Here is an 18474-nt window from a genome sequence, read left to right as displayed (position 1 = left end):
GTCATGACAAAACGCGCCGTCAACGCCTGTACCTGATACACCGCAAAACAAAGCGGGAAACACACATGCCCCCGGCACAAAACGCCGGGGGGGGGTTACCCGGTGATCGTCTGAATCAGACCGGTCGGATGCACGCAGATCGCTGTCGGGGTGCCGTCTGAGCGCCTCAGAGTTTCGGCGATTTCCGCAGAATCTGCGTAGCAGAACGCGGTGGACAGCGCGTCGGCGGTTGTCGCGTCAGCGGCCTGCACACTGATGGTCGACCAAATCGGGCCTGCTGTGCCTATTGGGTTCAGGATATGGGACTGACCGCCATGCAACTCCATAACCCCGGGGCTGGAGGTTGCGATCGCGCGATTCTTCAACCGCAGAGTTTCAACCAATCCAAACTCTGGGTCGGACACGCCCAGCGTCCAATACCGACCGCCGGCATGGAATTCGCCTATATTGATCAGAACATCACTCCAACCGGATTGTTTGAGTTCCTGCGCGACAAGATCCGTCGCAAAGCCCTGCGCAATTCCATTCAATGTCAGGGACTGCCCTGTTCCCAACATGATCCGGTCCGGCGAGACACTTACACGGTCCCACCCGACCAGTTGGCGGGCCGACGTTTCGTCTTCGCCGTGCGCCAGAGCGGACCACAGCGGCTGAACGGTCGGGTCAAATCGACCACCGGTAACGTCATGGGCTTTCTGGCAGGCCTGCATCACTTGCAGAAACTCGGGCTCGGGGTTGACCAGAAGACCCGTTTGGTTGAGGCGGGAAAGACGGGACTCGGGCCTATACAGGCTGAACAGGGTCTCGCACCTGTCCAGCAGGTCCTGCACGCGCATGATGGCGGTCGTTGCCGCGCCGGGGGAAGCATCAAAGCTGAGGCTGACTTCGGCACCCATGGCATAGCCGGTCCACCGGGTCGGCGTGGCCGAGGCCGGAGCAGCAGCGGCGGCGGCCGAGATAGCAAGGAAGCGACGGCGGTTCATCATTTTGCTGCCATCCCTCTGGACTGGCGTCGTGCTGCGACGATCAAAGGAACGCAACGGGTGCGGTCATCATGGATCGCGACGCAATCCAGGCATTGAAAGCACTCGTCGTACTGGATTTCTCCGGTCTTTCTGATCGCTCCGTATTTGCATTTGACCCTACAAAGCTGGCACGGAGAACCGCATTCGGCGCGACGCTCGATCCAGTCGCGCCCACGGATCAGCCCCCCGATCGCCAGAAACGCGCCCAAAGGGCAGACATAGCGGCAGAACCCCTTGAACAGCACCATCCCGAACAACAGCCAGAACAGCGCGTAGGCGACATAATACCACTCTCGCACAAAAAAGGTGGTGATGGCTGTCTTGAACGGTTCGACCTCGGCGGCCTTGTCGACCTGATCGGGCGCAACAAAGACCATGGCGACTAGCCCGGCCAACACGATGTACTTCAGCCATTTCAGGCGTTGGTCCCACACACGGGACGGTTCGATCTGACGAATACCAAGGAACTTGCCGATATGATGCGCGAATTCCTGCAGGGCACCGAACGGGCAGAGCCAGCCGCAGAACAGCCCCCGGCCCCAGGCGACCAGACCGGCGATGGATACGGCCCAGATCAAAAGCGAGAACGGGTCGTAAAGCAAGAACGCGTAACTGCCCCCATCCAGCGCCGTGCGCAATGTTCCCAGAGCCGTGACAATGGACAATTGTCCCTGCCCCCACCATCCGACAAATCCCACGACAACGGCCAACACACCAAGCCGGATCGGCGTGAACGCCGGTTGCCCGGCAAGCGCGTTCATCCGCACGCCCAACGTCGTCACGAGGCCCACAAGAAAGACACTCAGAATGATCATGTCGGTTTGCCGATTGCGCAGTGCCTCAAGCCATGGCGGGGCCGGGGTGATCTGGACCGGGCGGTCAAAGAACCGTTCAGGCGTCGCATGTGGAATGTCGAGCGTGACCGAGCCGGTTTCGGGCTGAAACATCCCGTGTTCGCGGACGGCCAACACCTTGAGCACCCATTCGCGCGAAGGATCAAAACCAAGGCGGCGATCTGTGCGCAGGATCATGGCGACCCCATCGGGCATGTCATCGGCCAGTTCGACCAGCAGGTCAGCATCGCGAAGCGCAACCGGCAAACCATCCTGTTCGGCGGAAATCCAATCGGGGGCGGTGTTGCGCACAAAATCCTCGCTGACCAAGCCGTGACGAGCGGTTTCGATCAACAGGATCGGCTCGTCATTGTCCGAAATCTCCATGAAGTTCTGCAGGTCTTCATAGCTGTCTTCTGACAGTGCGGCCCGGGCGATGGATTTGGGGCCAAGATCGACGATCCACAGGTCCAGAAAAGCCTCGTCAGGGTAATCCTGCGCCTCGGGGTCGTCATCTTCCCAAAGCGTGCCTGCGAACAGCGCGCCTACCTCGGCGTTGGTGTAGGTCTTGCGGGTGGCAATTCCCTGGGTGACCAGATCTTCCCAGTCCAGCGCTTCATCATGGTCGGGTTTCGGGAAGGCAGGTGGCGCAGTGGCAAGGCCCTGCATCTTTTCGCGGGCGACCGCCAGCGCCGCCCCCATGACGGATTCGTGCGCGATCCGCACGCTGGCTGTCGCCTTGGTGACCCCATCAAGGTAAACAAGCTGTGAGCCGGACGCCGCGTCGCCATAGGGTGTCCCGACCACAATCGAGTCCGAAATCGACAGGCCGCCATATTGTTCGAAATACTTGTGAAACGGTGCTTCACCCAGTCCGGATACAAAGATCGGCTCGTTATGTTCGATCAGTTGGACGTCCATGAAACGGCCTTCGAGGTCTAGCACCACCAACGCGTTGATCGGCGCGCCTGAAAATCCAGGCAAAGGCGCCAAGGGTTCTGTTTCAAAGACATATCCCGCCTCGATGCCGCCTGAATTCAACAGCGCATAGACGCCCTTGTCGTTCAAAACATCGCCCAGCGAGAACGGAGCCCGGACATAGGTTTCGATCTGCGCGCGCGGCAACGGCTCGGCAAGGGCCGACAGTCCGTTAAGGAATAACAGAAGGCTGCAAATGAACGCGCGCATAAGCGCGAGATTATAAGTCCGTGTGCCATGGCGACATTCGACAAAGGTCCTAAGTGCTTGCATCTACGACCCCAAGGCCATTGACGGGCGGATCGCCGACACAGACACCCATCGGCACCCTTACGACCAAAGCAGCATTTTCCGAGAGGGGCACAGGTTGTAGGTTTTCTGCCTACCACCAGTCATTCATGGGAGGACATTATGGCCTGGAGCGCACCGAAGCTGAAAGAAGTGAACTGCGGCATGGAGATCAACATGTATTCTCCGTCCGAAGACGAAGGCCGCGAGCACGAGCGCGACCTGTTCTGATCACCTGAACGCAGCGGAGGCCCTAAGTGTATTTTCCGGGTCTTGGGGCTTCTGCAAGCGGTGACCTGCCGCCATGAAATTGTAGGTGCCGGAACTACGCGGATGCCCGCAAAGGGAACATTCTGCCTTCCGGACACTTGTCTTTGTCGGTGTCGCCAGATGGGGTGCGGTGGAGCATCCTGAACGCCTCGCCTGATATTCGACAGCAGATGCCAGATAATCGTGGAATACACCTCAGATCGCTGCGCGATACTCCTGTTGCGTCGGTCCTGCTGGCCAATGGGGGCATTGATCATATCGCGAGATTGCCAAACCTGCGCGAACCAGACGCCGTTCGGCCCGTTTGCTACCCGTGACATTCTGAATGTGTTGGCAGACAACCAATTTTTCGATGCGGCGGACCGTCGGCAGATTGACCTTCGGGACGTACTTTCGCTTTGGGATAGCCTGCAGGCCAGTCTGTTCGCCGGACCCGACAAAATCACCTTGTTCATGTAATAGTGCGCAGTTCAGACCAATCTGATCGGCGAATAAACCGTTGGGGTCCGCCTAAGCTCGGGCGACAAGATTGCTTGTTAAATTCCCGGCTGCGCGCAGGTATCGGACAACCTGCTGGACCGGCTCACAAATTCTGATCAGTTTTTTTGACGGACCGCTCTGGGACGATGACGAGATGATCACACATTTGACGTGCGATACGGTGCACGACAAACCTCTGTCGAATAACTGGTACCAACGCGACGCGCTCAATGCCGATCGTGGCACGGATTGAATGCCCGAACTCTGCCAGAGCTGCGACCGGAAGGAGATCGATTTTGGCAGCAGCCGCAGCCGGGCTATGCGCTGGCCGGGGATGCAGGGGCGACAGACCTGATCTGCCAAAAAATACCAACGCATGCGCAGTATGAGGTACTTCTGTCGAGCAATCCGAAAATGCCCCATGGACTTCGTCTATCGCAAAATTTGACTGGGCGCTTCCCTCACAATGATCGATATCGCCCGGCATCAAACGACTTGACCCGGACCGGGATCAGGCCGAAAGCTGCGCACCGGGCGCGGTTTTGGCCACCCCGATCATAACGTCTTTGGGAGCATCGCATGGACTGGGACGAATTCAATCATTGGGGCAAGCATATTTCCGATTGGGCGGCAGACTATCACAAAGGGCTGTCAGATCGTCCCGTACGTGCGCAAACCGCCCCTGGTGAGATTGCGGCTCTGCTGCCTCGGAACGCGCCGGATGGGGCCGAGACCATGGAAACCATCCTCGGCGACTTTGAACGCATCGTGATGCCCGGTATAACCCATTGGCAGCACCCGCGCTTTTTTGCATATTTCCCGGCCAACGCCGCGCCGCCGTCAATGCTGGCGGACATGCTGATCACGACCATCGCAGCGCAGTGCATGTTGTGGCAGACCTCGCCCGCAGCGACCGAGTTGGAAGGCGTCATGGTGGATTGGCTGCGGCAGGCCATGGCCCTGCCCCAAGACTATACCGGCGTCATCCAGGACAGCGCCTCTTCGGCCACGCTTTCGGCCGTCCTGACCATGCGCGAACGGGCCACAGGTTACACCGGCAATCGCGACGGGCTGAACGGTAAAGGCGATCTGCGTATCTATTGTTCGGAACAGGTGCATTCCTCGATCGATCGGGCCTGTTGGGTCGCCGGGATCGGGCAGAACAATCTGGTCAAAATCCCCACCACCGGGCCGCGCCACGCCATGGAGGTCGAGACGCTGCGCGCGGCGATCCGCGAAGATCGGACCAATGGCCATATTCCCGCCGGTCTGATTGCCGCGACCGGGGGCACCGGGATCGGGGCCAGTGACGAACTGGCGCCGGTCCTTGCGGTTGCGGCCGAAGAAGGCCTGTACACCCATCTGGACGCCGCCTGGGCCGGGTCTGCCATGATCTGCCCCGAGTTTCGCAGTGACTTTTGGGACGGCGTCGAAGGGTTCGACAGCATCGTGTTCAACCCGCACAAATGGCTGGGCGCGCAGTTCGATTGCTCGGTGCAGTTCCTGCGCGATCCGGTGCCGCAACTCAATACCCTGAAAATCGAACCCGAATATCTCAAGACCACCGGGGCCGAAGTGACCAATTACTCGGAATGGACCATCCCTCTGGGTCGCCGTTTCCGGGCCCTGAAGATATGGTTCCTGATCCGCGCCTATGGCCTGGACGGTCTGCGCACGCGCATCCGAAACCATGTGACCTGGGCCAATGACGTGTGCGAGGCGATCCGTTCCATGGACGGGTTTGACATCGTGACCGAGCCGATCCTGAGCCTGTTTTCTTTCCGGTGCCCCGGCGATGATGCGGCACAGCAGCGGCTGGTCGATGCGCTTAACGATGATGGCCGGATATACCTGACCCAGGGCATGTTCGAAGGCCGCAAGATCATCCGGTTTCAGGTCGGTCAGTTCGACACGACACGCGATCAGGTCATGATGGCCCCGCAAGTCATCCACGAGGTCTGGCGCGGGCTGTCCTGATCCCACCGGGGTCAGCCGCGCCGCCCCGAGATGTCGCAAACAGGAGTGACCCGCCCCGCGCGCCATGATAAGCGCCGGACAGAGGCCCTTCGATGACACACCGGAAAACACTACATTACCCGTCGGCGGGCATCGGTTTCGTGCTGGTCGGAATCCTGACCATATCGGTCAACGATATGCTGATCAAGTTCTTGTCCGGCGGCTATCCCCTGCACCAGATGGTGTTCACCCGGTCGCTGATCGGCATCGGCTTCAGCCTGGCACTTGTACAGGTTGAAGGGGGGTGGCGCATTCTCAAAACAGATCAGCCGGGCCTGCATGTGCTGCGCGGGCTGGTGCTGGTTATCGCCAACCTGACCTTCTTTACCGCCCTTGCGGTGATGCCTCTGGCCGAGGCCACCGCCGTCTTCTTTGTGGCCCCGCTGATGATCACCCTGCTCAGCATCCCATTGCTGGGTGAAAAGGTCGGCCCGCTGCGGATCGGAGCGGTGCTGGTTGGTTTTGCCGGGGTGATCATCATGACCCGGCCATGGGAAAGCGGCAACAACCGCGAGATCAGCCTGCTGGTCTACCTGCTGCCCGTTCTGGCCGCGTTCACCTATGCGCTGAACACTGTCATGACACGGTTTTTGGGCGCAAAGTCCAAGGCGTCAGCCATGGCAGTCTACATCCAAAGCGCCTTTATCGCCGTCAGCCTGTTGTTTTGGGTCTTTGCTGGCGATGGCCGGTATCTGGACGGCATTGAAAACGAAAGCCTCATCTTTCTACTGCGTCCCTGGGTCCGGCCCGAGGGCACGGACATCTGGCTGTTTGCGGGTCTGGGTTTCAATTCGGCCGTTGTCGGATACTGCCTTGGTCAAGCCTACCGGTTGGCCGATGCCGCCACAGTTGCGCCGTTTGAATATGTCGGGCTGCCGCTGGCCATATTCTGGGGCTGGATGATCTGGGGCGAGTTGCCCGATCTGCCCGTCGCAATCGGCATTGCACTGATCCTGAGCGCGGGTATCTTTGTGTTTCTGCGCGAGCGGCAGAAGGACAAGGCTGTCAAGCGGAGCAAACGCTTAGATCGCAGGTTTTAAAGCACGCGCAGCGTCACACCTCAAAGCCGGGCATCAGAAAAATGCGCATACTCACGGCGGCAAAGAACAGGCCCGTGCCCGACAGAACAAAGACATGCCAGATCGTGTTGTGGAAGGGCAACCAGTCCATCAGATAGAACGCGATCCCGGCCGTATAGACGATGCCTCCGGCCATCATCAGGAACACCACCGTCGGCGACAGTTCCTCGAGCATGGCGGGTCCGGCCCAGATCACGGCCCAACCCATCAACACGTAAAGCGCCAGCCCGATCCAGCGAAACCGATGCGGATCCACCATCTTGAGCGCAGACCCCAAAGTGGCCGAAGACCAAAGGCCAAACAGCATCCCCGAAACCGGCGCACCGGACAACAGCAGAAACGGCGTATAGGTCCCCGCGATCTTGATGTAGATCCCAGAATGATCCAGACGGCGCAACAATCCCGACCACTTCTCGCTTTCGATCATGTTGTAAAGCGCCGACATGCTGAGCATCAGAACCAGCGTGAAACCGTAGATCGAGGCCCCAAGGACAGCAAATGGGTCACCCTGATACAGAATGGTCGACGCGACCAGCACCGGGGCAGCAACAAGGGCCAGAGACACGCCCAATATGTGAACCACACCATCGCTTCTGCGTTCGGCCCGGCTGTACGCCGGTCGGATGTCTGCAAAAGACCACATACAAATAAATCTATTCACCACTTGCGCTTGCGGCAAGGCAACTGCGGTCACTTCCTGTTTCGGAAATGATACAATTGCCATTTGCCGACGGCACCTTGCCAGATGTCGGATGCCGCGTCACAGTGCAGGAATTGCCGGAAAAAGGGGACGGATCATGAGTTGGGAAAACTATCTGGACACGCATCAGCAGCGCTTTATCGACGAGCTTTGCGATTTCATCCGCATCCCCTCGGTGTCCGCCAAACCCGAGAACGCAGGCGATGTTCGCACAGCCGGTCAGTGGGTGATCGACCGACTGACCGCCGCCGGGATCGAGAATGCAAAAATGTATGAAACCGCGGGGCATCCTGTGGTTTGTGCCGACTGGCTTCATGCGGGGGCCGACAAGCCAACGATCCTGATTTACGGTCATTTTGACGTGCAACCGGCCGAGCCTTTCGACCTTTGGACCTCGCCACCGTTTGAACCCACAATCCGCGGTGACAGGGTATACGGACGCGGTGCGACAGATGACAAGGGCGCCATGTTCGTGCCGATCGTGGCGGCTGAGGCATTGTTGGCCGAAACCGGACGTCTGCCGGTCAATGTGCGGTTCTTTTTCGAAGGCCAGGAGGAGATCGGTTCGCCCGATCTGCCGCCATTCATCGAAGCAAACCTGGACCTGCTGCAGGCCGACATGATCTTTTCTGCAGATGGAAGCCAGTGGGACACCGAAACACCTCAGGTCGTGTTGGGCCTCAAGGGGCTGACATCGCTGGAGGTCAAGGTGACGGGCGCACGGTCCGACCTGCATTCGGGGATGCATGGTGGCGGCGTCGCAAACCCCGGGATGGCATTGTCGCAACTGCTGGCCAGTATGAAGTCCATTGACGGGCGCATTACCGTCGATGGGTTTTACGACGACGTGGTCGATCTGACGGATGAAGACCGCGAGGCAATTGCGCGCGTGCCCTGGGACGAAGCTGCCTATCTGGCGCAGACCGGCGCGCCCGCCACCTATGGAGAACCCGGGTACACCACGCGCGAAGCGTTGTGGGCGCGCCCGACGCTGGAGGTTAACGGGATCACTTGCGGCTGGCAGGGGGACGGCACCAAAACGGTTCTGCCTTCGACCGCGTCAGCCAAAATCACCTGCCGGTTGGTCGCCAATCAAAATCCCGAGCGGGTTTTTGATCTGATCACAGCCCATGTCAAAGCGCACTGCCCCCCGGGCGTGACCGCCGAAGTGTCGAAAAACCCCGGTCGGGCCGATCCCTTTCTTGTGCCTGCCGGTCACAATGCCACGGCTATCGCCGGACAGGTTCTGGAAGAGGTCTACGGCAAGGCCCCCTTCAAGACCCGCGTCGGAGGGTCCATCCCTGTCATGTCCACCCTGCTGGATCAGCTTGGGCTTCACGCAGTAATGTTCGCCTTCGGCCACGAGGACGAAAACCAGCACGCCCCGGACGAGTTCTTTCGCCTGCCCACATTCCGGCGGGGACAAACCGCATATGTCCGGTTGATGCAACGGCTTGGGGCGTAACGCTCAAGCGTCACGACGGTTGTCCGGGGCCAATCAATAAAAGCGTTTGATCCGGCAAGATGATGCTACCGGCACAGAGAACCGTTGCTGCGGCGCGCCAGATCCAGATGGAAATGCCCCTTGTGAAACCGATCGGCCTCGGGGCCTAACACGGTGCCGAAAAGACCACAGGCACCGGCGTGCAGGTCACGCAGGGCCGCGCCGAATTTGTCGGACCCCCACCCATCGCTGACTTTGATGATCGTGCCGTCGTTCAGCACAAACGCAGAAATATCGACAGCCCTGCCCCTGGCATGCTGGGACAGACGGGCACGGGGTTGGTTGTTCTGGGTCTTGCAGGCATAGTGACCGGCCAGCCGCATGCCTTTCAAGCCGCCCCCAAGCTCTGCGAATACGGGTTTGGCCGTGATCTCGATCCATGTCTTCAACGTCACCGCCATCTGGCAATCCATGACCGCCAACTGACTGAGCGCGACGTCCGACACATTGTAGATCCGCACGGGCTCGGCGATGCCACAGCCTCGGAATTTACCCCGGATCGGCGCACGCGTTTCCCCCAGAATGGTCCAGTCACCACAAACCGCGCCGCGTTGGCGCATTTGCGCGCGCCCTACTGAAATCTGCTGGAACTTGCAGGGCCGCAATCTTGGCCTGGGTGAGGTTTCAAGGGGCAATTCAGGCAGCACTAACGGGTCTGCAGCGCGTACTGTGTCGTCGAAAACGGGCTCATATGCGATCAGGGTGGAGGGTTGCGGAACTGGCCTGTCCCCACAATCCAGTGCGGCGCTCACTGCGCTGGGCCCTATAAACAGGGCAAGACACAATGCTGCCACCGTCTGATGCGCTCGCGCGACCAAAAAGAAATTTCGGACAAACCGCACCGACTTAGGAGACATGATTGGCCAAAAACGCGACAACTGGATACTCCACTGCATACAGGCATCCCGGCTCAGGATACGTAGGCTACGCGTTCAACTCCAACACTTTCTGACGGCAATTTTGCGGCGCGTTGGCACAGCGCTTGCAGGCCTGAGAAACCGGATTGCCCAAAGCCACGTGTCGCTCAACTGGCCCGTCGAACGAGGAAATTCAGGAAGAATTGTCCGTCAATACGGCGCGGTTCGTATACCAGTCTGCGCCCTGTTTCCAACCCTTGCGGAAGTTTCACGTCGATCCGGACCTTATAAGGCGTAACCGGAGGACCGAAATGCGAACTGAGGGTAAACCGCAGGGTCAACTGACCGCTGTCATCAAAGCTGCCCTTGAAGTCCCTGAACCAAGGCCCGCCACCGGTGAAGGCCTGTGCCGAAACCAGCGTCAGGGTGTTTCCGCTTTTCCTGATCCGAAGGGCAGCAAGCGGTTCGACCTTGCCGGGGTAATAGGCCGAATCCGGGCGGCTGGTCGTTTGCCAGAAATCGTCGTCCCATCTGCGTCGGATCGAGATGACATAATCCCCGTCAAATCCCACTGCTGCTTTCGGCACAACTTCTTTACACACCCGGCCCTGCTCTTTTCTCAGGGCCGCGAGCGTTGCCGGCGTGTCGTGTCCGTCTGCCGCCAGACCAAGGTTTTTTCGCGCACTGCGATACCGTGAATAAGCCGATCTTGTGCGAGGGCCCACGACGCCATCCGCAGTACCCGCGCTGCACCCCACCCTGTTCAGTTCACTTTGAATATCGCGGACAAGCGCGCGCGTTCGGGCGTCGTCGTCCGGTTGCTTGGGCGGCAATGCGACGGTGTCCGGCGGAGATGGCGGATCGTCTTCAGCCGGGGCTGGTTGCGCTTCTTTCTGCCGCAAGTCTTCGCGCAGAGACAAGGCCAGCGTCACCGCAAAATGGTCCCTTTGATCCGCGTAGCGTTCCAGAAAGGTGTCAACCGCCTCCAGCGTTGCCAGAGACCGCGCCAGCTCAAAATCGGCGTAAATCTGATTGCTTATGGCCTCGGACTTCCCTGCTACACGTGGCGCTGAGGCTACTGCGGGAACCAGAAAGATGTCCTCGCTGGGCAATGAGCCATAGGTGAACGGCTCCTGAAACCCGTCTGTCATCTGGTAGACCGTGTCCCGCACCTTGCGAAACATCTTGCCCAATTCCAGACCCGGCTCTTCGATATGTTGCAGCAACGCGGTCGCATAGGGGCTGTTTCGCCCGTCACCATCCAGCGCAAGGGTTCCTCCCTTGGCCGCATAGCTGACTAGAACTCCGCTGGGGTCGATCCGTCCCAACCCGCGCCCGATCGAGCGGGTTCCGTTCTCGCGGGTCATCGTATTCAGAAACGGATTATTGCGGCAGGCATCGACCAGCACGACTTTCAAACCTTTCGCCGCTGCCAAAGAGCTTATGACAGTGTCCAGCCGTATCGCCTCAAACTCGACATCCTGATCGCTGCGCAACTCGGAATTCACCGGGATCAGGTAGTTCGTGTTGTCAATCTCGATCCCGTGACCGGCGAAATAGATAACCGCCATGTCCGCGTCTTTGGCGGCCCGACCGAAATCCCGCAGGGCGAGGCGCATACCGCGATAGTCCAGATCATGACTTTTCCAAACCTTGAAGTCGATCCGTTCCAGCGCCGAACTCAGATCGTCTGCGTCGTTTCTTGCATTGGGCAAATTGGCCACGTGGCGATATTCCGCGTTGCCAATCACCAGCGCCACACGGTGTGCTTCTGCGTAAGCCGCTGCGGCGAACACCTGCCACAGCGCGACCAGTACAAAAATCAACTTGTATGACACCCGAAACAACATGGCACGGATCAACGCTAAACCACCTATAAAAGCTGAACTTCGGGATATTGTATCACGAAAAGCGGCCCCGCACGATTACAGCGCCTGTGCTGATCGCGAGAGGATAAAGAGCAGCTCACCGCAGCCGGGCTTCAAGAATGACCGATCGTGCGTACCGACCCGACCCATCGAACCATTGCGTCGGAACCACATCGCTCAGATCGCGCCGGCCTTTTCGTTCGTGCTGAAACTGCGCAAAGGCTTTTTGACCACTGCCATGCTTTCGGTTCGGCTTAGACGGCAGCCAGTTGGTATAGGCAACGGCCTCGCCGCTGTACCAGCGCCACCCGATGACATCGTTGTCTTCCTGCGGGTCTTTCCGAAATCCGAAATATGGACCTTCCTTGTAACTAATATTCGTTCTGCTGTCGTAACCCGCATCAAAAAATGAAGGCTCATTGGCGATCATGCGCACGACAAAAGCATTTTCCGCGGCGGATGTGATCGAGGCCAGATCAACACCACATTTCTGTGCGTCGCTGCGGGCTGTCTGGATGCTGCCCCCATAGACCAACGCCACGTACAAACTGTCGCGAAACGTGCCATAGATACTTTTTCGTAAGCCCAGGCATTTCAGGATCTCGGTAATCTCTTCGGTCTCGCCCAGCACCTCCAGCTCGTCCGGGTTTTGACGCACTGCAAAAGGGTTGCTGATGAAGCCTTCATCCACCCCATCCTGAAACCCGATCCCCAGACGCGCCAAAACAGCAGGATCTGTAAACCCTGTCGGCTCCAGCCCATGCGCGGCCTGCAAAGCCCGGATGCCGGACCGGGTCTTGGGTCCAAATGCACCATCCGGTGTTCCCACGTCGAAACCCGCTGTGTTCAGGGCCTCTTGCAGCTGTCTCTTTCGGGTCCGGTTCGGCAGCAAAACATCCTCGACAGCACGTGCCTGCCCCTGCTTGCGGGCCCAATTCGGGGTGATCTGGGCCATGCGGGCCAGCACATCCGGCGTTGTGATCGAGGTCGCGCGGTACTTTTGGGCGGTCAAGCTCCAGCCCCGCAGGGTATTCACCTTCATTGCTGCCGCCATCACTTCCTGCCGGGATGCGGGCAGAGGCGCGCTTGAAACCGGGACATCGGGCAGCTTCAACGCGGCAGGTTCGGCTTGCGGGACCAGAAAAATGTCCTGGCCCGGCAAAGAGCCATAGATAAAGGGCTCCTGAAACCCGTCTGTCAACGCGAACACCCGATCCCGAACGCGGCGGAACATTTTGCCCAGTTCAAGACCGGGCTGTTCCAGATGCTCCAGCAGTGCGGTCGCGTAAGGGCTGTTTCTGCCTTCTCCGTCCTGCGCAAGGGTTCCTCCGCGCGCGGCGTAGCCGACGATGACACCGCCTGGCTCAATCGCCGCCAGACCGCGGCCAACCGAGCGTGTGGACGACGACCGGGTCATTTGCGCGGCAAACGGATTATTGCGGCAGGCATCCACCAACACGATTTTCAACCCTGGCGCGTCGGATATGGCATTTACAATCGTATCCAGCCTGATCGCTTCAAATTCGACATCCCGGTCGCTTTTCAACGTGGCATTGACTGGTATCAGGTAATTCGTGTTCTCAATCTCGATTCCGTGCCCGGCAAAATAAACCAACGCGATTTCCGCGCCAGATGCGGCTTCGGCAAAATCACGCAGCGCCAAACGCATCGCGTTGTAATCAAGGTTTTGACTGGTTGTGACGGCAAAACCGATTCTCTGCAGAGACTTCGAAATATCCTCGGCATCATTGGCTGGGTTGTTCAGGCTGGAGACGTTTTGGTAGGCTGAATTTCCAATCACCAGCGCCACGCGATCTTGATTGGCAAGGCCCCGGTCTGGAACCAGAGCTATACAGAACACCACGAGATACAGCAGATGGCAGCTTGGCCAGGGACGTTTCGAAAACATAAGGCAGGACTCACCTCAACACCGGTTACGCAAGGGACGATACCACAAAACTGCAAAAGTGCGAACGGGCCGCTTATTCGGGCCTTGATGCCCCCAAACTGGACTCTGGTGAAAATCGGACCTACTCTCAGCCGGAAAGTGTCAGTTCAAATCCGTTAATTTCCCGAGGCTTAATGTGTCGTGGGTCAGAGTTCTCAGCGCCGTCTTCCTGTTTGCATTGGTTTTGACCATCTGCGCGAGTCATCCCGCCCGCGCCGCAGGCGAAAGCAAAAGCCAACAGCCACGGGACGATGTCGTGTTTGTTCCACCCGACATCGGAGCCCCCAAGGACCGTATGGGAGCAGGCACGCGAAGCACCACATCGGATCAAAGCACAGACACGTTACAAATTCTTGTGCCGGACGGCGGCGGGCTGACGACCTTGTCGTCTCCGCCTCTGATCTGGAGATTGCCGCGCGGGCACAGGGGCGACCTGACAATTGCGCTGACCCCGGTTTCAGGGGGTGGCGCCGAATTGACACTGCGCGGTCCGTTTCCACCTGGTAACTATGGGCTGGACCTTGCACGATCCGGTTTCGAAATGGAAACCGGACGTATTTACGAGCTTACTGTTACCCTGCTGGTAACTACGTCAGGGACTGCGGCAGCGCGGGAGGTCGCTTTGATCGAACGTGTTCCCGAGAGCATGCGCGCGTCCAATCCGGCTGCAGCAGGACTTTGGTTTGATGCCCTTGCGCAATTGTCCGAGATCGGTCTGAGCGGGCGGGTGCGCGTGCTGGACCCGGACAAGTTTGATCAGCTGTTGTCTACGGCTGGCGTAACGCAGTGACGTACAAGTCTCGACACCCGCCCGGGTTGGGGGCATCAACACTGTTACCGCTTTGGCAGCGCTGGGTTTTGATCCTCACGATCACACTCGGCATAGGCAGTGTTCTGGTCGAACTTCGTGAACGCGGCGTACTCGAACCGGTGGAGTTGCTTCAGTATGACTGGACCACCTCGGCGATCGCCAGCCCTCGACCCGTGCAGGACGTGCAACTGGTGGCAATCTCGGATCGGGACTTGGGCGAATGGGGCTGGCCTGTCCCCGACGACAAGCTGACGCAATTGACTCAAGCTGTGCTGGCTGCCGGGGCCAGCGCTGTCGGGATCGACATTTACCGGGATGTGCCCGCAGGTACCGGACGCGCAGGGCTGCTGGAGGTTCTGAACGACCCGCGGGTTTTCGTGATCTCCAAACTACCTGACGCGGACGGGACCGGTATTACAGCCCCACCGAACGCCCGAACCGGGTTTTCGGACATACCTATCGATTCGGACGGTGTCGCCCGCCGGGCCTTATTACTGGTAGGCACGCAAGACGGGGTTTCATTGTCCCTGCCGTTACAGCTTGCGGCAAGGTTCGCGGATCAACCCGCCTTGCAAAGCGACCCTGACAATCCACGTTTTCTGATGTTTGGCGACACCGTACTGAGGCCCTTGCAGCCCGGATCGAACCTGTTTCGAAATGCCGATACGGCCGGATATCAGATCACCATTGCCTATCGAAACACCCGTCCGATTGCTTCGCATGTTCCTGCGGCCGAGGTTCTGACGCAGACCGATCCTGCACGTTTCAAGGGGAAGGCGGTGATTATCGGGATCACCAGTCATTCGGTCAAAGATTACTTTTCGACGCCGCTCAATCGATCCACCGGGGCCGGGTTTACCTTTGGTGCCGAGATTCATGCAGCCATCACCCAGCAATTGATCGACTATGCAAATGGCACGCTCTCGCCTCATATTTCCATCGACGGTCCGCTCTCGACTGTGTTGATTTTTGCGTCGGTCCTTGCGGGCACGTGTCTCGCCGTATTGGTGCGGGCTACCTCCAAGGCAATTGTGCTGGCCGGGGTCGGAGTCGTCCTGCTGGCCGTGGGTCTGTCCGCATTCCAGAACCTTGCGCTGCTTTTGCCAGTGGCCCCTTCGGTACTGGGCTGGACATTCGGTTTCCTGATCGGGTTCGCAATCATCGCCGGACTGTCACGCCGACAAAGACGCACCATCGTTCAGGTTTTCTCGTCTCATTTGTCCGACGAACTGTCCTCGGAAATCTGGCAACAACGCAAAAAGCTTTTGTCCGGCGGCAAGCCGAAATCCCGCAGAGTGTTTGTGACCGCCCTGCTGGCCGATATCGAAGGGTCGACCCGCACCGGAAACGCGATGGATGCAGAGGCATTCATGACCTGGATTTCCCGCATTCTGGACAAGCTTGGTGAAGTCGCGCGGCAACATGGTGGCTTTGTCGAGAAATACACCGGCGACGGCATCCTCGTGGTCTTTGGCGCACCAATCCCAAGCGAGACATCAGAGCAACGACAAGCCGACGCAGTCGCGGGGTTACGTTGCGCCCACGCGATGCGCGCTGCGGCCATTGTCCTCAACAAAGAGATCACGGATCAACCACAATACCGGTTGCGCATTGCCCTGAACAGCGGTGAAGCGCTGGGGGGCAGTTTGGGCGTCAGCGGCTCGATGCATTACAATGTGATCGGCGACACGATCAATGTCACCGCTCGTCTGGAAAGCTGGATCAAATCGCTGTCGCCGGATGGCGACGGGTTTCGCCCGGTCTGCATGACCCAATCCACCGCCGACCTGATTGATGCCGGGGCAAACTGGCCTGTCCTGTCCAGCTTTTGCCACGACGACGGGGTAACACAGATTAACGTGATCAATGCGATGTAGCAGGCTTTGATCTCAGGCGGCTTCACTTTCGCAACTGGCGCATGGAACCTACTGCTTCGAAACCACAACATCCACATAGTAAGCTGGGTCAAACCGGCCTTCGGTGCTGCGAATACGTTTGCTGGACGACATATCAGGCGGCAGATCTATCGATATAGAAAAGGGCACAACACGAGTTTTTCCGAACAGATAGTTGGTCCTGCCGCTGATGCGCAAACGGCCCGAATCCGATAACGAGGCCCGATATTTCTTCGATCTCGCCTCGCCGCCGCTCGAACGGTCAACTGCGCTGATCAACTGAAATCCGGCCGCTGATTTCCGATATTTCAGCCATAGCATCGTTTCCGTGCGTGTCCCCGCTTCTGCCCCGAGCGGGTCGGGCCGCCGACGGATGTCAATCACGTAGTCTCCAAAATACGCATTGGCCCCGGACTCGCCCACCGTTGTACCGGACAATGAAGGCGCGCTCTGCCCTCGTGTCTGGGGTTGGCTTTGAGCCGATGGTTGCGCCGGAACGGCTTTCTTCAGGGCCGCATAGCTTTGAGCGGTCAGATACCCGGTCCGCGCCACGCCAGTTTTGGCTTGAAAGCCTTTGAGCGCCGCGCGCGAGCGCGGTCCGAATATCCCATCCGCAGGTCCCGCCTGATAGCCAAGCGCGTTCAATCCAAGTTGAATATTACGATAGTCGGTCCGGCTGAGTTTCAGCGCGGTCTCAACGTCCTGACCCGGTTTCTTCGGCTCGGCGACAATCGCTGCCTGATCCGTTTCTTGCTCGGGTTTTACCGGCACTTTAGCCTCAGGTCCGGGAGGAGGCGGTGGCGTGGTCTGCTGGCTTTCGATACGCAACGCGGCGGCAACCTCCTTGGCGTACTTACCGGCAGATGTGTCAGGGAATAACTGCGCAATCATTGCCAGCGCGCCCTTCCTGGCGGCCTCATCCTCCATACGCAGGGCCTCTTGCAGAATGCGTTGCGCGGAAATGGCGCGGTCCTCTTGAGGTTGTGCGGCGGTGTTCGGGGATTGCGCAATCCCAGCGACCGGACCCTCGACCGCAGCAGGCACAAGGAAAAAGTCCCGTCCGGGCAATGAGCCATAGGTGAACGGTTCTTGATATCCGTCGGTCAGATCGAAAACGGTATCCCGCACTTTACGGAACATTTTGCCCAACTCCAGACCGGGCACCTCGATATGTTCCAGCAATGCTTCCGCATATGGGCTGTTGCGCCCTTCTCCATCCAGCGCCAGAGTGCCGCTGCGGGCGGAATACCCAACAAGAACACCGCCCGGATCGATCCGCCCCAACCCCTGTCCGATCGAGCGTGTGGCCGTGGTGCGCACCATATTCGTCAGGAACGGGTTGTTGCGACAGGCATCGACCAGCACCAGTTTCAAACCCTGCGCCGTGGACACCGCATTCAACATCGTGTCCAGGCGGATCGCCTCAAACTCGACATCCTTGTCGCTTCTCAGCTCTGCGTTGACCGGAATCAGATAATTGGTGTTGTCGATCTCGATCCCGTGCCCGGCGAAATAAACGAGTACCATTTCAGCACCGGCCATCTGCTCAGAGAAATCGCGGAGTGTCAGGCGCATGGCCCGGTAATCGAGGTTGTACTTCTCGGTCACATTGAACCCGATCCGCCTGAGCTCTGCCGCAATGTCTTGTGCATCATGCGCCGCGTTCGGCAGGTTCGAAACGTTATCGTAAAGGGCGTTTCCGATCACAAGCGCCACACGCTCGGCATAGACTTTGACCGTTCCGCCCATCCACAGGGCAGCGGCCAAAATCAGGATTAGAGAATAGCGAGGCCGATACATCTGGTGCCCTGAAACAGCTGAAAACTCACAAAACCTGCCGAAAAGCCTAGCACATTACCGGCAAAGCGGCGAATCCAGCCATTTGGTCTGGGGTTCAGCTATCCAGGGTCGTTCCCTGGGCG

At 58.8% G+C, this 18474-nt stretch carries 14 protein-coding genes; 7 read left to right on the top strand and 7 right to left on the bottom strand.

The genetic code is table 11. The features are described 5' to 3' along the window. Positions 1-95: 95 nt before the first annotated feature. Positions 96-986 carry an FAD:protein FMN transferase gene (locus ACRZ9X_RS09115; RefSeq protein ID WP_480517977.1) on the bottom strand — a complete coding sequence of 297 codons (891 nt, stop codon included), beginning with the start codon at positions 984-986 and terminating at the stop codon, positions 96-98. Beyond that, entirely contained in the window at positions 983-3046 is a 2064-nt protein-coding gene (locus tag ACRZ9X_RS09110; protein ID WP_480518009.1) for a 4Fe-4S binding protein, read from the bottom strand. The genes ACRZ9X_RS09115 and ACRZ9X_RS09110 overlap by 4 nt, the downstream gene beginning before the upstream one ends. Before the next feature lie 201 nt (positions 3047-3247). On the opposite strand from ACRZ9X_RS09110, the gene pqqA reads away from it, so the two are divergent. The 4 genes from pqqA (at position 3248) to ACRZ9X_RS09090 (ending at position 6930) form a co-directional block, all read left to right on the top strand. Continuing rightward, positions 3248-3355 carry a pyrroloquinoline quinone precursor peptide PqqA gene (gene pqqA / locus ACRZ9X_RS09105; RefSeq protein WP_480517975.1) on the top strand — a complete coding sequence of 36 codons (108 nt, stop codon included), beginning with the start codon at positions 3248-3250 and terminating at the stop codon, positions 3353-3355. Positions 3356-3564: 209 nt separating this feature from the next. Further along, complete coding sequence (locus tag ACRZ9X_RS09100; protein ID WP_480518007.1) at positions 3565-3711, top strand: hypothetical protein; 147 nt, start codon at positions 3565-3567, stop codon at positions 3709-3711. Between the two features lie 742 nt (positions 3712-4453). After that, positions 4454-5851, top strand: a complete 1398-nt coding sequence (locus tag ACRZ9X_RS09095; protein ID WP_480517972.1) for a pyridoxal phosphate-dependent decarboxylase family protein — start codon at positions 4454-4456, stop codon at positions 5849-5851. A gap of 92 nt (positions 5852-5943) precedes the next feature. Next, entirely contained in the window at positions 5944-6930 is a 987-nt protein-coding gene (locus ACRZ9X_RS09090; protein WP_480517970.1) for a DMT family transporter, read from the top strand. Positions 6931-6943: 13 nt separating this feature from the next. Here the strand turns inward: ACRZ9X_RS09090 and trhA are convergent, their stop codons facing one another. Further along, complete coding sequence (trhA, locus tag ACRZ9X_RS09085; protein ID WP_480517968.1) at positions 6944-7693, bottom strand: PAQR family membrane homeostasis protein TrhA; 750 nt, start codon at positions 7691-7693, stop codon at positions 6944-6946. Between the two features lie 73 nt (positions 7694-7766). On the opposite strand from trhA, the gene ACRZ9X_RS09080 reads away from it, so the two are divergent. After that, positions 7767-9134, top strand: a complete 1368-nt coding sequence (locus ACRZ9X_RS09080) for a dipeptidase (protein ID WP_480517966.1) — start codon at positions 7767-7769, stop codon at positions 9132-9134. A gap of 65 nt (positions 9135-9199) precedes the next feature. Here ACRZ9X_RS09080 and ACRZ9X_RS09075 read toward each other — a convergent pair whose 3' ends face one another. The 3 genes from ACRZ9X_RS09075 to ACRZ9X_RS09065 all read right to left on the bottom strand — a co-directional run bounded on the left by ACRZ9X_RS09075 (position 9200) and on the right by ACRZ9X_RS09065 (position 13807). Further along, positions 9200-9733: an extensin-like domain-containing protein gene (locus ACRZ9X_RS09075; RefSeq protein WP_480517964.1), complete on the bottom strand. Its 534-nt coding sequence runs from the start codon at positions 9731-9733 to the stop codon at positions 9200-9202. 464 nt (positions 9734-10197) lie between these two features. Next, positions 10198-11892, bottom strand: coding sequence for a caspase family protein (locus ACRZ9X_RS09070; RefSeq protein ID WP_480517962.1), 1695 nt, complete (start codon positions 11890-11892; stop codon positions 10198-10200). A gap of 103 nt (positions 11893-11995) precedes the next feature. Further along, complete coding sequence (locus tag ACRZ9X_RS09065) at positions 11996-13807, bottom strand: caspase family protein (RefSeq protein WP_480517960.1); 1812 nt, start codon at positions 13805-13807, stop codon at positions 11996-11998. Between the two features lie 175 nt (positions 13808-13982). Between ACRZ9X_RS09065 and ACRZ9X_RS09060 the strand changes: the two genes are divergently transcribed. Both ACRZ9X_RS09060 and ACRZ9X_RS09055 read left to right on the top strand, forming a co-directional pair. Then, positions 13983-14636, top strand: a complete 654-nt coding sequence (locus ACRZ9X_RS09060; RefSeq protein WP_480517958.1) for a DUF928 domain-containing protein — start codon at positions 13983-13985, stop codon at positions 14634-14636. Between the two features lie 68 nt (positions 14637-14704). Then, complete coding sequence (locus ACRZ9X_RS09055) at positions 14705-16534, top strand: CHASE2 domain-containing protein (RefSeq protein ID WP_480517956.1); 1830 nt, start codon at positions 14705-14707, stop codon at positions 16532-16534. Positions 16535-16582: 48 nt separating this feature from the next. Here ACRZ9X_RS09055 and ACRZ9X_RS09050 read toward each other — a convergent pair whose 3' ends face one another. Then, positions 16583-18352 carry a caspase family protein gene (locus ACRZ9X_RS09050; protein ID WP_480517954.1) on the bottom strand — a complete coding sequence of 590 codons (1770 nt, stop codon included), beginning with the start codon at positions 18350-18352 and terminating at the stop codon, positions 16583-16585. Between the last annotated feature and the right edge of the window lie 122 nt (positions 18353-18474).

The organism is Ruegeria sp. AL1, from assembly GCF_056540905.1.
The sequence above is the reverse complement of the archived record's forward strand: the minus strand, read 5'-3'. Positions and strand labels throughout refer to the sequence as shown.